Origin of the sequence: Serratia sp. T13T92 (genome assembly GCF_047530105.1) — a bacterium.
Lineage (GTDB): Bacteria > Pseudomonadota > Gammaproteobacteria > Enterobacterales > Enterobacteriaceae > Chania > Chania fonticola.
In genome coordinates this window covers 1-14,688 of sequence record NZ_JBLJAK010000019.1, presented here as the reverse complement: position 1 = coordinate 14,688, position 14,688 = coordinate 1, and the positions used below count along the sequence as shown (strand labels likewise).

General features: G+C 55.3%; 12 protein-coding genes. 7 read left to right on the top strand and 5 right to left on the bottom strand.

Annotation, left to right across the window (positions count from 1 at the left end):
* Positions 1-7 precede the first annotated feature (7 nt).
* Positions 8-634: a threonine export protein RhtC gene (gene rhtC, locus ACMV5I_RS17510; protein WP_024529543.1), complete on the top strand. Its 627-nt coding sequence runs from the start codon at positions 8-10 to the stop codon at positions 632-634.
* Positions 635-667: 33 nt separating this feature from the next.
* Here rhtC and rhtB read toward each other — a convergent pair whose 3' ends face one another.
* Positions 668-1,288 carry a homoserine/homoserine lactone efflux protein gene (gene rhtB, locus ACMV5I_RS17505; protein ID WP_021181524.1) on the bottom strand — a complete coding sequence of 207 codons (621 nt, stop codon included), beginning with the start codon at positions 1,286-1,288 and terminating at the stop codon, positions 668-670.
* A 116-nt stretch (positions 1,289-1,404) separates the two neighbouring features.
* Here rhtB and pldB point away from each other — a divergent pair, with 116 nt between their 5' ends.
* Together pldB and yigL are read left to right on the top strand one after the other, a co-directional pair.
* Positions 1,405-2,442, top strand: coding sequence for a lysophospholipase L2 (gene pldB, locus ACMV5I_RS17500; RefSeq protein WP_202810830.1), 1,038 nt, complete (start codon positions 1,405-1,407; stop codon positions 2,440-2,442).
* Between the two features lie 11 nt (positions 2,443-2,453).
* Complete coding sequence (gene yigL / locus ACMV5I_RS17495) at positions 2,454-3,254, top strand: sugar/pyridoxal phosphate phosphatase YigL (RefSeq protein ID WP_024484658.1); 801 nt, start codon at positions 2,454-2,456, stop codon at positions 3,252-3,254.
* Between the two features lie 226 nt (positions 3,255-3,480).
* On the opposite strand, the gene alsS is transcribed toward yigL, so the two are convergent.
* Entirely contained in the window at positions 3,481-5,160 is a 1,680-nt protein-coding gene (gene alsS, locus ACMV5I_RS17490; RefSeq protein ID WP_414824948.1) for an acetolactate synthase AlsS, read from the bottom strand.
* 28 nt (positions 5,161-5,188) lie between these two features.
* Positions 5,189-5,968 (bottom strand): acetolactate decarboxylase, encoded by a 780-nt coding sequence (gene budA / locus ACMV5I_RS17485; RefSeq protein ID WP_414824947.1) that lies wholly within the window; start codon positions 5,966-5,968, stop codon positions 5,189-5,191.
* A gap of 430 nt (positions 5,969-6,398) precedes the next feature.
* On the opposite strand from budA, the gene ACMV5I_RS17480 reads away from it, so the two are divergent.
* Positions 6,399-7,301, top strand: coding sequence for a LysR family transcriptional regulator (locus ACMV5I_RS17480; protein WP_414824946.1), 903 nt, complete (start codon positions 6,399-6,401; stop codon positions 7,299-7,301).
* A 122-nt stretch (positions 7,302-7,423) separates the two neighbouring features.
* Here the strand turns inward: ACMV5I_RS17480 and glpQ are convergent, their stop codons facing one another.
* Both glpQ and glpT read right to left on the bottom strand, forming a co-directional pair.
* On the bottom strand, positions 7,424-8,503 hold the full coding sequence (glpQ, locus tag ACMV5I_RS17475; RefSeq protein ID WP_021807777.1) for a glycerophosphodiester phosphodiesterase: 1,080 nt from the start codon (positions 8,501-8,503) through the stop codon (positions 7,424-7,426).
* Between the two features lie 207 nt (positions 8,504-8,710).
* Entirely contained in the window at positions 8,711-10,063 is a 1,353-nt protein-coding gene (gene glpT / locus ACMV5I_RS17470; protein ID WP_202671660.1) for a glycerol-3-phosphate transporter, read from the bottom strand.
* Between the two features lie 361 nt (positions 10,064-10,424).
* On the opposite strand from glpT, the gene glpA reads away from it, so the two are divergent.
* From glpA to glpC, 3 genes are read left to right on the top strand one after another with little or no spacing between them, the layout of a single operon-like run.
* Positions 10,425-12,074 (top strand): anaerobic glycerol-3-phosphate dehydrogenase subunit A, encoded by a 1,650-nt coding sequence (gene glpA, locus ACMV5I_RS17465; RefSeq protein ID WP_202810838.1) that lies wholly within the window; start codon positions 10,425-10,427, stop codon positions 12,072-12,074.
* On the top strand, positions 12,064-13,335 hold the full coding sequence (gene glpB / locus ACMV5I_RS17460) for a glycerol-3-phosphate dehydrogenase subunit GlpB (RefSeq protein WP_414824976.1): 1,272 nt from the start codon (positions 12,064-12,066) through the stop codon (positions 13,333-13,335). The genes glpA and glpB overlap by 11 nt, the downstream gene beginning before the upstream one ends.
* A complete protein-coding gene (gene glpC, locus ACMV5I_RS17455) occupies positions 13,332-14,531 on the top strand; it encodes an anaerobic glycerol-3-phosphate dehydrogenase subunit GlpC (protein WP_121608083.1) in 1,200 nt (399 codons plus the stop codon). The genes glpB and glpC overlap by 4 nt, the downstream gene beginning before the upstream one ends.
* Positions 14,532-14,688: the final 157 nt, after the last annotated feature.

Sequence of the window (14,688 nt, the reverse complement as noted above, 5' to 3'; positions counted from 1 at the left end):
ATCACTCATGCTGATGTTGTTTTTAACGGTGGCGATGGTGCATTTGATTGCGCTGATGAGCCCAGGGCCGGACTTCTTTTTTGTCTCGCAAACCGCAGCCAGCCGCTCCCGTCGCGAGGCGATGATGGGCGTGGTGGGGATCTCCCTTGGCGTAATGGTCTGGGCCGGTGTGGCGCTGCTGGGGTTGAACCTGATCCTGCAAAAGATGGCCTGGCTGCACCAGATTATCATGGTGGGCGGTGGCCTGTATCTGTGCTGGATGGGCTGGCAACTGCTGCGTTCCGCCCGTAGCCAGAATGCGCAAACTGCTCCGGCAGAAGAGGTGAAGGTGGCGTTACCCAAGCCGGGCCGCAGCTTTATCCGTGGCTTGCTCACCAACCTTTCCAATCCCAAGGCCGTTATCTACTTTGGTAGCGTGTTCTCGCTGTTTGTCGGCGAGGATGTAGGTGCCGGAGCGCGCTGGGGATTGTTCGCCCTGATCACCGGTGAAACCTTTATCTGGTTCACCCTAGTGGCGATCATCTTTGCGTTACCCGCTATGCGCCGGGGCTATCAGCGGATGGCGAAATGGATCGATGGCCTGGCCGGGGTGTTGTTCACCGGTTTTGGCCTGCATCTGATCTTCACGCGTTAATGATTACCGGGCCGACCCCTGCGGCCCGGTAGATCATGCCTTTCTAGCCGTTGCCAGTAATCCCGCCACCAGAATAAACAGCGAGCCAAAAATCCGGTTCAGCAACTGCATTTGTCGCGGGGTCTTTAACCAACCGGCAATGCGCGTGGCCAGCGTGGCATAGCCAATCATCACCAGGATATCGATTACCACCGTGGTGACGCCGAGAATGACATACTGCTCGGCCTGGGGCTGGTTAGGCATGATAAACTGCGGGAACAGGGCTGCCAGAAACACGATGCTCTTGGGGTTGGTCAGATTTACCAGGACGGCGCGGCGAAACAGACGGCGTCGTGGCATGGTGCCTGCCAAAGTGTGCAGATCCAACGCACCTGCGGCGCGCCATTGCTGGATACCCAGCCACACCAGATAGGCCGCACCAAACCATTTCAGTAATTCAAAGGCCAGCAGCGACTGGGAAACCACCGCTCCGAGGCCAATACCCACCAGCACGATATGGATGCTCAGGCCAACCTGCAGACCCGCAATCGACGCTGCCGCTCCACGATAGCCGTGGCTGATGCCGGTACTCATGGTGTTGATGGCACCGGAACCGGGGGAAAGACTGAGGATAAGGGTTGTCAGCAGATAGGTTAACCACCAGTCTAAGGTCATCGCAATGCTCCCTGAATACACCAATTTGTCACCAATTTGTGCCACAATACGCTAGTATGATTTCCCGTGCCAGAGATCACATTTACCTCTCTGAACATCCCGTTAAAAGGTAGGCCATGTCGTCATTCACCCTTGATCCCGCGCAATGGTTAAACCGTGAAAAGCAGTTTTCTGCCTTCGCGACTGGGCCACTGCTGGATTTTTGGCGGCGACGTGAGGAAGGGGAGTTCACCGGCGTCGGGGGCGTACCGATCCGCTTTGTGCGTTTTTCTTCCCCGCTGCACCAGCGGGTAGTGGTGATCAGCCCGGGGCGCATCGAAAGCTATATCAAGTACCCGGAAGTGGCGTACGATCTGTTTCACTGCGGTTATGACGTGATGATCATCGATCATCGTGGTCAAGGGTTGTCCGGTCGGATGCTGGCAGATACGCACCGGGGGCATGTGGTAAACTTTGCCGACTACGTGGACGATTTTGCCCAGTTTTACCATCAGCAGGTCAAACCCTTGGGTTACCGGCAGCACGTCGCGCTGGCACACTCTATGGGGGGCGCGATACTGGCGCAGTTTTTGGCACGTGAGCCACAGTCGTTTGCCGCCGTAGCACTCTGCGCGCCGATGTTGGGCATTTATCTGCCGATGCCGGGCTGGATGGCCAACGGTATTTTGAATTGGACGGAAAAGCGCCCAGGGCTGCGTGACTATTATGCGGTTGGTACCGGGCAGTGGCGGCCATTGCCCTATGTGGTCAATACGCTGACCCACAGCCGCGAGCGTTATCGCCGCAACCTGCGTTATTACGCCGATCATCCCGAGCTGCGGGTAGGTGGGCCAACCTATCACTGGGTCAAAGAAAGTATTCAGGCCGGGCAGCAGATCATTGCCCAGGCTGCTAACATCACTACGCCGATTTTATTATTGCAGGCCGGTGAGGATCGGGTGGTAGACAACCGTTCCCAGCGCGCTTTTTGTCAGGCACTGTCAGACGCGGGACACCCTTGTGAAGGGGGAAAACCGTGGGTTATCAAAGGCGCTCGCCATGAGATCCTGTTCGAACGGGACGCGATGCGCGCCGAGGCACTGAACGCAATCCTGCGATTCTTTGCTCAGCACTTAGGTGGTACTGCTGCCGCCGAAAATTCCACTAGAGGTTAGAACATATCGCTATGTATCACGTCGTTGCTTCCGATTTAGATGGCACTCTGCTGTCCCCTGAGCACACCCTGACACCGTACGCCAAAGAAACGCTGCAGCTGCTGACGCAGCAGGGCGTGCACTTTGTTTTCGCTACCGGCCGCCACCATATCGACGTTTCCCAGATCCGCGATAATCTCGGTATCAGTGCTTTTATGATCACCTCCAACGGTGCGCGGGTACATAACACCGCCGGTGAGCTGATCTTCAGCCACAACCTGGATGAGGATATCGCCCGCGATCTGTACAACATGATGCACGATAACCAGGATATCCTGACCAACGTCTACCGCAACGACGACTGGTTCATGAACCGTGAAAGTCCGGAGCAGGAAGAGTTTTTCCAGGAATCGATCTTTAAATATGAGCTGTTTGAGCCGGGCTTGCTGGAAACCGATGGCGTGTGCAAGGTGTATTTCACCTGCGACGATCATGAAAAACTACTGCCGCTGGAAGATGCTATCAATGCGCGCTGGGGCGATCGGGTCAACGTCAGCTTCTCGTTCCCAACCTGCCTGGAGGTGATGGCAGGTGGCGTCTCGAAAGGCCATGCGTTGGAAGAAGTAGCCAAGATCATCGGCTATTCGCTCAAAGAGTGCATCGCCTTTGGCGACGGCATGAACGATTTGGAAATGCTGTCGATGGCGGGGAAAGGCTGCATCATGCAGGATGCCCAGCAACGTCTGAAAGACAAGTTGCCGGAGCTGGAAGTGATTGGCTCCAACGTTGACGACGCCGTGCCTCATTACCTGCGTAAAATGTACTCGATTTAACTGATTGGGGCGCAGTCTTCACCGGCTGCGCCCGCCGAGCGACTCAGCTTACATTCCATCAACAGCAGGCATTCCATGCCACACCATGATTTACCGTTGGGTTCAGTGCTATGCACTTGAATCGAAATAGGAAGGCAAATGCTCGCCAGACGTAGTGCACCGTCAGGTGAACGACGTTTACAGTCTCCAAGGGGGTAGCCTAAGTGAACGTTTTCTCTAGCCCGAATTAAATCATCTGGCTGAAGTTCATTTGAGCCATCAGTTTGTAATTGTCAGCATAATCTACCGGGATCGCCACCACCACCGGCCCCTGAATTTCCATAGCCTTACGCAACATGGGCCGCAAATCCTCCACTGATTGCACCGCAAATCCGACCGCACCGCATGCCTCTGCATAGGCTTTGAAATCAATCGGGCCAAACTCTACACCAGACTTGCGTTGATATTTACTCACCTCCTGCATCTCCACCATGTTGTAGGCATTATCCACCCAAATCACATGCACAATATTGGCTTTCAGCCGCACGGCGGTTTCCAACTCCATGCTCGACTGCATAAATCCCCCATCACCGGAGATGGATAACACTTTGTCTCCCGGCCGGACTAAAGCCGCACCAATGGCCCACGGCAGGGCAACCCCCATGGTCTGCTGACCATTGGAGATCAGGAGTTGGCGGGCGCGGAAGCTATACAAATAGCGAGCGATCCAGATATGGAAGCTCCCCATATCCACACATAGCGTCACGTCATCGCTGACGATATCCTGCAGTTCCTTGACGATGCGCAACGGATGAATCGGCATGCCGCCACGGCCTGCAGCACGCTCTGCCAGCTCTGCGCGCTGCAGGCCGAGATCGGATAAGATCAGTTCCACCTCGGCAGGCATACTGATCACATTGCTGAAACCTTCGGTCAGCAAATCGATAGTGGCGTTGATATTGCCGATCAGCTCCACATCTGGGCGGTAACAGGTATCAATTTCGGCCGGTTGTACATCGATATGTACCAGCGTCAAACGCCTTTGGCTGTTCCACATGCAGGGGTCGTATTCGATCGGGCTATAACCCACACTGACCACCAGATCGGCCTTTTGCAACAGTTGGTCGGCAGGCTGATTGTTGAATAACCCGACGCGGCCAGCAAAGCGGGAAAAATCATTAACATCAATCACTCCGGCAGCCTGATAGGTTCCTACCACCGGCATATGCGTACGCTGTAACAAATGGCGTATTGCGGCACTGTTTTCTGGGCGGCTGGCTTGCAGCCCCAGCAACAGTACCGGACATTTCGCCTGCTGGATCAGTTTAAGCGCTTCGTGTATGTCTTCAGTTGAAGCGGCCCCCAGACGGGGTGAGCGGCCTCCGGTCAGCACCGGTGCTGTAACCGGTTCATTGATGATATCCATCGGCAAGCTGATAAACGCAGCCCCAGGACGGCCAAATTCAGCACTGCGAAACGCATTGGCCATTACTTCTGAAATGGCGGAGCCGGTATGTACCTCTGCACAATATTTGGTGACTGGCCGGAACATGCTGACGGTATCCATGCTCTGGTGTGTTTGTTTCAGATTGTCGGCACGTTTCACCGCCCCGCCCAAGGCCACCACCGCATCCCCTTCAGAGGTAGCGGTGGCCAGCCCGGTGATCAGATTAGAACTGCCCGGCCCGGAGGTCACCAACGCGACTCCTGCCTTACCGGTCAAGCGGCCAACTGCCGCCGCCATAAATGCCGCGTTGGCTTCGTGACGTACCACCACGGTTTTTATCTCAGGTTCATCTTCCAACGCATCGAATACGCGATCTATTTTAGCCCCGGGAATACCAAATACCTGTTTCACACCCTGTGCGTGCAGATTTTTAACCACCAAATCTGCACCACACCGCCAGTGATTGTCTGAACCAACCATAATCCACCTCCTGAAAAAACGACGCCGATTAACCTTCGGCAGAACGAATGGCGCAATCCAAATCCTCTGGACAGAGGTCGGCGCACAGGAAATCCGCATCGTGCGGCAATTGAAGATTGAGACGAGCGATCACGCCAAACTGCAGACGGCCATGATCGAGCTGATAATCCAATACATGACCCCCACCGATGCGATCGTCGGTGATAAAGTGTTCGTGGTAACCCGCAACACTGATGCCCTGCATATAATCAGGTGAGCGGAACCCAACCAATGTGCCGCTGCGTTGCTGAAATGCAAAAGTCGGCTGCGCTTCGATCGCTTCCAGCATCGGTTTGTAGGGCCGCTCTTGCCGCGGTACGGTCCGAGTTTCCACATGGCTGAACAGACCATCAACCCGTAGCGCACAGAACAGATTAGGTGAAGCTACCTGCTGGTCGATGTACCGGTGCAGGTCGGCTTTGCAGATCGGTTTTTCAATCTTTAGCGTCACGCTAGGCTGAAAAAAAGTGACCACCGCGAACGGTGTTCTTTGTTGCAGACTGGCCGCACGGGCGCTGCCATCTGCACGCAACTGATGAACTTCCCGATCAAAAGCGATCAGTTCGCCATCAAGATGGTTGAAGGTCCCCAGACCGAAGTTACCGTGTTTGAGCAACTCGGCGATAGTGACATCCCCTTCGTAAACACCATCAAGCAAGGCGCTCATCAATGAGGTCTGATAAATTTCCCCCTGGCCACAATCCAGCGCTTGCTTGGCAAAACCTTGCGCCAGCTGCTGCGCACATGAACAACCATGATTTTCATTCATTACCACCTCCTCCACCCGCACGGCACCTAAGGTGCGATGCGTTTAAATGCTCAAGAACATGAGCAAACCTGCCGCTGCTAAAGTGCTCACTTAGAACCCTTCAGCTGGCAACGGCAAAAAACAGTGATACAAACAGGCAACGCTTCGGACTCAACCAGAGCCTAGGTAAAACAAAGACCTTCTAATGATTTTAACCGCGACACACCACGTTTACGGTTAATCTGGTATTAATCTGAAAGCGAATGAATCAGATGAATTCACTATCTAATATCAAATTAGAAGTTATATAAAAATAAATTAAGGTTTTTTATCTTGATAATTGAATGTCTTTAGCGCTATATCGCTGCTTCACTCTGGAGGTAGAGTAGCGCTAACTCAGCCGGTAGAGAACCGAGTATTCATAAGTAATGCTTTTGCATATAATGCAAAGATGAATGAAGCACGCTATGCCGAACATTTGCCGATCTTTCTTGATGTTGCCCAATTGGGTAGCTTTTCTGCCGCCGCACGCAAACTGGGTATGGTGCCTTCTTCATTGGTGCGGCACATCGATACGCTGGAAGGTGAACTTGGCGTCATGCTGTTTGTGCGCTCAACTCGCGGCCTGGTGCTGACCGATGCTGGTGAAATGCTGAGAAAGCGCGCCTCACTGTTGCTGACGCAAATCATCGACATCCGCGCCGAACTGGCAGCACAAAACGAGACTCCGCAAGGCGTGCTGCGTATCAGTTGCTTGCCCACCTTCGGTAAAACCTATCTGTTGCCGCTGTTACCGGTGCTAATCCAGCGTTATCCAAGGCTGGTAGTTGAGTTGGATCTCACCGAACGCCAGACCGATCCGAAACAAGAAATGCTGGACGCCGCCATCCGTATCGGCGAGCAGAAAGACAGTTCACTGTACGCAAACCGCATTGCCACACAGCGCTGGTTCATGTGCGCCAGCCCGGACTATATCGTTCGCAATGGGAAACCGGCCAACCTACAGGAGTTACGTGATCACCAGTTGATCGCCCGCTATCATAAACAGCAACCCGCTTGCTGGGCGCAAATCCTCAGTGAACCTCTGATGAATCAGTGCAAGATGGTGCTGCGCTGTGATGATTTCTCGGCACAGCGCCAAGCGGCATTACTCGGATTAGGCATCACTTTCTTGCCTAACTGGGTGGTGGGGCCGGATATTCAGGCAGGAAGTTTGTTGCCCCTGCTGGCAGATCCACGCGGCGAGGAACAAGGGATCTATCTATTGCGCCCAGCAGCCAGAATCTCGGCCAAATTGAGCGTTTTTATGAGTTTGCTCACTGAGCATATTGGTCAACCTCCAAGCTGGCAATGAAGTGGCTCGATCGAGCTTTTCAATCCCGGTTCAGCCTCTGGCATAGGCATTTATGTGGTTGCTTTGCTGTTACGGCAGACTTGGTTCTGATCCCCACCAGGTAACCCGGTGGGGAGTTGTCGTTACTTATGTTGCCCCTGCTTTTGCAGGAACTGGACGCCCTTGTCCGGGAAGTCGGTAAACACGCCGTCAACGCCCGCCTGATTGTAAATTGCGTCGAACAGCTGGTTCACGTCGGTGACGTATTTCGGCAGCTTATCGGCACGGATGGTGTAAGGGTGCACCGCCATATTGCTGGCATGAGCGTCTTTGACCATATCGGTCAACACGATCTGGTTCGGTTTGGACTTCTCTTCGACGATCAGCATGTGATAGTCAGGCCCGATGCCGTCGGCATACTGGGCGATCTTTTTCATCGCGCCCGGTTTGAACATCCAGTCGTAGTCATAGTTGACCCACTTGCCGTCGGCCTTCTGCTCGTAGGTTTCGTTCCAATCGGTGTAGGCAATCAACTGCACCAGCTTCAGATCCATCCCCATCTTGGGTTCCAACTGATCCTTGATGCGTTTCAGCTCGTTGGCATCAAAACACTGCAGGTAGACGTTGTCGCTCTTGCTGGTGTAACCGTATTGCTTGAGGACTTCCAGCACCTTGGTGGAGATGTCTTTTCCTTCCTGCTGATGGAACCAGGGGGCCTTGATTTCCGGGTAGAGGCCGATGTTCTTGCCGGTTGAATGATTGAGACCTTGCACGAACTCGATCTCTTCCTGGAAGGTGTGGACGCGGAAGTCGGATTTGCCCATCGGGAAGCGGCCAGGGTAGCTTTGCACCTGCTTACCGTCTTTGATATCAAAGCCTTCGGTGAACTTCAGCGATTTGATCTCAGGCAGCGTAAAGTCGATGGCGTAGTAGCGGCCATCTTTACGCGCCCGGTCCGGGAAACGTTCGGCAACGTCGGTGACGCGATCCAGATAGTGGTCGTGCAACACCACCAGCTCGTTATCTTTGGTCATCACCAGATCTTGCTCAAGGAAGTCGGCCCCTTGCGCGTAGGCCATCGCCTTGGCCGGTAACGTATGCTCCGGCAGGTAGCCGCTGGCACCGCGGTGTGCGATAACCACTTTATCCGCAGCCTGTGCGGCACTAAGCATTGAAGTGGCAAGAATGATCCCTGTCAGCAGGGCTTTGGTTTGAGTCCGCATTCTGTGTTGCTCCATGTTGTAGAGGTAAGAAAAAGGCCGCACAGCGCGGCCTTTTTACCCGTCGTCTTTCAAGCTGCAGCGTTGTTACCCGCACTATCTCACCCCAGTCACTGTACCCAAAAGTAAGCTCCTGGGGATGAGATAGCTTGGCGCCTAGCTGCAGCTCGAAATCCATAGGGTAAATATTATGCAGAAACGTAATGACGATTAACCGCGTTTGGCCGCGATTTCTGCGTGGTGTTTCTTCTCGCTGAACATGGTCAGTATCAGCAGGATCACCGCACCAATGCTGCCACCGATCATCACCATAAAGCCGCCGTCCCAACCGAAGTAGTCAACGGTATAGCCGACGATGGCGCTGGCTGCGACCGAGCCGCCCAGGTAACCGAACAGACCGGTAAAGCCTGCGGCGGTACCTGCCGCTTTCTTCGGTGCCAGTTCCAGCGCGTGCAGGCCGATCAGCATGACCGGGCCATAGATCAGGAAGCCGATGGTGATCATACAGGCCATATCGATGCCAGGGTTACCCACCGGGTTCAGCCAGTAAACGATGGTGGCGATGGTGACCAGAACCATGAAGAACACCCCGGTGGCACCACGGTTGCCTTTGAACACCTTGTCCGACATCCAGCCGCACAGCAGGGTGCCTGGGATACCGGCGTATTCGTACAGGAAGTAGGCCCAGGAGGACTTATCCAGAGCGAAGTGTTTCACTTCTTTCAGGTAGGTTGGTGACCAGTCCAGGATGCCGTAGCGCAGCAGATACACGAACACGTTGGCGATCGCGATGTACCACAGCAGTTTGTTTGGCAGTACGTACTGCATGAAGATCTGCTTGGCTGTCAGCTCTTCTTCTGCTTCTTCGCTGTAATCATCCGGATAGTCGTTTTTGTATTCTTCAATCGGTGGCAGACCAACAGATTGCGGGGTGTCACGCATCAAGGCGAAGGCGATCAGGGCCACCAGGATCGCACCGAAGGCAGGCATATACAGCGCCGCATGCCAGTCGTTAAACCAGGCCATACCCAGCAGGAACAGCAGTGGAGGCAGGCCACCACCGACGTTGTGCGCACAGTTCCATACCGAAACGATACCGCCACGCTCTTTCTGTGACCACCAGTGCACCATGGTACGGCCACAAGGCGGCCAACCCATACCTTGGAACCAACCACACAGGAACAGCAGCACGAACATCACGGCAATGCTGGAGGTAGCCCAAGGCACAAAGCCCATAAACAGCATGACGGCAGCAGCCAGGATCAGGCCGGCGGGTAGGAATACACGCGGGTTGGAACGGTCAGAAACCGAACCCATAATGAACTTGGAGAAACCGTAGGCGATGGAAATCCCTGACAGCGCAAAGCCCAGGTCGCCACGGCTGAAGCCCTGATCGATCAGGTACGGCATCGCCAGAGTGAAGTTTTTACGCACCAGATAGTAGGCGGCGTAACCGAAAAAGATCCCCATAAAAATCTGCCAGCGCAGCTTACGGTAGAGCGGGTCTACCTTGTCGACTGGCACACGAGAAATGTGTGCGGCTGGCTTAAAAATACTCAACATGAGCGCCTCCGATGGCTTTATCTGTTTATTGCCTCAACAGGAAACGGCTGTCCTGAAGATGAGCTTGCGGATACCTGAAGTGTTGTTAAATGTTCCATAACGAGCGCAATGCTAGAGAAAACCCCCCGGTCACACCGTGATGGATGGCTCATTTGTTACACTTTTATGAAACTGTGGCGAATTTTGAGTGATCGGTTAACATTTTGGAATGGCTAAATAGCACAAATACGTGATATTGGTCACATTCATGGCTTTTTATGGCCATATTATTTTCGTTTCCTGTTCGTTATTGTTCCTTATCAAACAAAAACCCTACTGACTGTGGCTAAATAAAACCATAACTACAGGCTCAGGGGGCGTGATGAGCAACAACTCACCAATCACCGAAACGGACGTGATCATCATTGGCGGCGGCGCTACCGGCGCGGGGATTGCCCGTGACTGTGCGCGGCGCGGTCTGCGTTGCGTTTTACTGGAAAGGCATGACATCGCCACTGGCGCTACTGGCCGCAACCATGGGTTGTTGCACAGCGGAGCGCGCTATTCGGTCACCGACGGCGAATCGGCACGCGAATGTATTGAAGAAAACCGCATCCTCAAGCGTATTGCCCACCACTGCATAGAGCGTACCGACGGCCTGTTCATTACCTTGCCTCAGGACTCGTTAGCCTTTCAGCAGCAGTTTATTACCGCTTGTCGCAGCGCTGGCATTGAGGCCGAAGCCATTGACCCCGCGCAGGCATTACGCCTGGAGCCTGCGGCTAACCCCTCCCTGATCGGCGCGGTGCGGGTGCCGGATGGCACCGTCGATCCTTTCCGCTTAACGGCGGCCAACATGCTTGATGCGCGTGAACATGGCGCACAAATCCTCACCTATCATCAGGTTACCGGTTTGTTGCGTACTGGCGATCGCGTGACGGGCGTGCGCGTTTTCGATCACAAGGCCGCGCAGCAGTACGATATTCATGCTCAGGTGGTGGTCAACGCCGCCGGGATCTGGGGCCAGCAAATTGCCGAGTATGCCGATCTGCGCATCCGTATGTTCCCTGCTAAAGGGGCGTTGCTGATCCTGGGCCATCGCATCAATAACATGGTGATTAACCGCTGCCGCAAACCAGCGGATGCTGACATTCTGGTGCCTGGAGACACCATCTCGCTGATTGGCACCACCTCTACCCACATCGATTACGACCAGATCGACAACATGGTCGTGACGCCACAGGAAGTGGATATATTAATCCGCGAAGGCACGCTGCTGGCGCCGAAATTGGCGCAAACGCGCATTCTGCGTGCCTATGCGGGCGTGCGGCCACTGGTCGCCAGCGACGACGACCCTTCTGGGCGCAACGTCAGCCGCGGCATCGTGCTGCTCGACCATGCGGCACGCGATGGGTTGGAGGGCTTTATCACCATTACCGGCGGCAAGCTGATGACTTACCGGCTGATGGCCGAATGGGCCACCGATCTGGTCTGCGCCAAACTGGGCATCGACAGCCCTTGCACCACGGCGGAAGCGGCGTTGCCCGGTTCCCGTCAGAGCGCCGAAGAAACGGTGCGCAGCGTGGTTTCACTGCCTGCCAGCATCCGGGGTTCGGCGGTGTACCGTCATGGAGATCGCGCCAGCCTGGTCCCTTCTGGCAACCGGCTGGACAACAGCCTGGTGTGCGAGTGTGAAGCAGTGACTGCCGGTGAGGTACGTTATGCGGTGGATTCTCTGACCGTCAACAATCTGGTCGATCTGCGCCGCCGTACCCGCGTTGGGATGGGGACCTGCCAGGGTGAGCTGTGTGCCTGCCGTGCAGCAGGCTTGTTGACGCGGTTTAACGTGGTGACGCCGCAGCAATCCATCACCCAACTGTCCCATTTCCTCAATGAACGCTGGAAAGGCGTGCGACCTATCGCCTGGGGCGATGCCCTGCGGGAGAGCGAATTCACCAGTTGGGTATATCAAGGGTTATGTGGGTTAGATGCGCAAGGCGACCCTAAGCAGGAGGCGGATGATGCAATTTGATGCGGTGGTGATTGGTGGTGGCTTGGCCGGGTTGAGCTGTGCTATCCGTTTAGCCGAGCATGGCAAACGCTGCGCGGTGGTCAGTTCCGGCCAAAGCGCGCTCTATTTTTCTTCCGGCTCACTCGATCTGCTGGCCCATCTGCCCGATGGTTCGCCGGTGGCGTCGCCTCTGTCTGCCTTGTCCGAACTGGCGCAACAGGCTCCACAGCATCCGTATAGCCTGATGGGGGCCGCACAGGTGGCCGCGCTGGCAACGCAAGCCGAGCAATTGTTACAGCGTTGCGGGTGGCAGATGCAGGGTGATAGCAGCCAAAACCATCTACGCGTGACCCCGCTTGGGACCCGCCGTGCCACCTGGCTCAGCCCCCAGGCGATCCCTATTTCTCCCTTGGGCAGCAAGTTGCCGTGGCAGAATATCGCCGTGCTTGGGATTGAAGGCTTTCTGGATTTCCAACCGCAGATGGCGGCCAGCTCATTGATGCAAGAACAGGGCCTCAAGGCAGAAGTGGCATTTTTACATCTGCCTGTATTGGATCGCTTACGTAATAATCCCAGTGAGTTCCGCGCGGTGAATATCGCCCGCGTACTGGATCTGCCAGAACATCTGGCCCTGCTGGCGGAAGAGATCACACGCCAGGCAGGTGAGGCAGAGGCCATCTTGCTGCCAGCCTGCCTGGGGCTAGAGGATGATGAACCGTTGATGACGTTGCGCCGGTTGGTCGGTAAGCCTGTTTATCTGTTACCCACGCTGCCACCTTCCGTGCTCGGCATGCGGCTGCATCAGGCATTGCGCCAGCGCTTGCAGCAGCTGGGTGGGGTATTTATGCCGGGGGATAGCGTGTTGCGTGCCAGCTTCGACGGGCAGCGCGTCACCGGTCTGTATACCCGTAACCACACCGATATTCCGCTGCGGGCACAGCAGGTGATACTGGCCAGCGGCAGCTTCTTCAGCAACGGCCTGGTGGCCGCTTTTGACGGCATTCGTGAGCCGGTATTTGGCCTCGACGTGTACAGCAAAACCGAACGCGCCGACTGGAGCGATGCCAATCTGTTTGCTCCGCAGCCGTACCTGCAATTTGGGGTTCAGACCGATACCGCACTGCGGGCGTTAAAACAGGGGGAGGCGATGACCAATCTGTATGCTATCGGTGCCGTGGTTGGCGGTTACGATCCGTTGCAGCAGGGCTGTGGTGCCGGGGTTTCGCTGCTCGGTGCGCTGCACGTGGCCCAACAGATCCTGGCCCAGGAGGTTTCAGCATGAGCCTGTTACCAGACAACAGCTTCGAGAGCTGCATCAAATGTACCGTCTGCACCACCTATTGCCCGGTCGCCAAGGCCAACCCGCTCTATCCGGGGCCAAAGCAGGCCGGGCCGGATGGGGAGCGCCTGCGGCTGAAAGATCCGGCGCTTTACGACGAAGCGCTGAAGTATTGCACTAACTGCAAGCGCTGTGAGGTGGCTTGCCCTTCCGACGTTAAAATCGGCGATATTATCCAACGCGCACGGGCCAATTTCAGCCAAAGCAAACCGACGCTGCGCGATGCCATCCTCAGCCACACTGACATCATGGGCACGCTCTCGACGCCGTTTGCGCCGATCGTCAATGCCACTACCGGCCTGAAGCCGGTGCGCAAGCTGTTGGATAAGGCGCTGAAGATCGACCATCGGCGTGAGCTGCCGAAATACTCGTTTGGCACCTTCCGCCGTTGGTACCGCCAGCAGGCGGAACAGCAGCAGCGCTATGCCGAGCAGGTGGCGTTTTTCCACGGTTGCTTTGTTAATTACAACCATCCGCAGCTTGGCAAAGACCTGATCAAGGTGTTTAACGCCATGGATATCGGCGTGCAACTGCTCAAGCGTGAGAAATGCTGCGGCGTACCGCTGATCGCCAACGGCTTTATTGCGCAGGCGAAGAAGCAGGCCAAAGTGAATGCGGAATCGCTGCATGATGCTGTCCTGACTAAAGGCATACCGGTGGTGGCTACTTCGTCGAGTTGCACGTTTACCCTGCGTGATGAGTATCCGCATTTGCTGGACGTGGACACCTCGGCGGTACGTGAACGAGTTGAGCTGGCTACGCGTTATCTCTATCGTCTGATCAGCCAAGGGCGCACCTTGCCGCTCAAACAGACGCCGCTGCGGGTGGCTTACCACACGCCGTGTCATATGGAGAAAATGGGCTGGACGGCCTATACGCTGGAGCTATTGCGGCAGATCCCAGGGCTGGAACTGGTGGTGCTGGATTCGCAGTGCTGCGGTATCGCCGGAACTTACGGCTTCAAGTCGGAAAACTATGAAACCTCACAAGGCATTGGTGCCTCGCTATTTCGCCAGATTGAAGCCAGCGGAGTGGATATGGTGATCACCGACTGTGAAACCTGCAAATGGCAGATCGAGATGTCCACCAGCAAGCGCTGTGAACATCCGATCACCCTGTTAGCACAGGCATTGGCGTAACGCATTAAAATGGGCCAGCATGCTGGCCCACTCAGATTGATGACAAAGTCCTGGCCGTGAGGCCAGGACTTTGATCTAATAAGGTCAGTGCAAAAAACGGACTGACTGCCATGCTCAAAGAACCTTCTCCCCATCAGTACCAGTTTGAAACCATTAC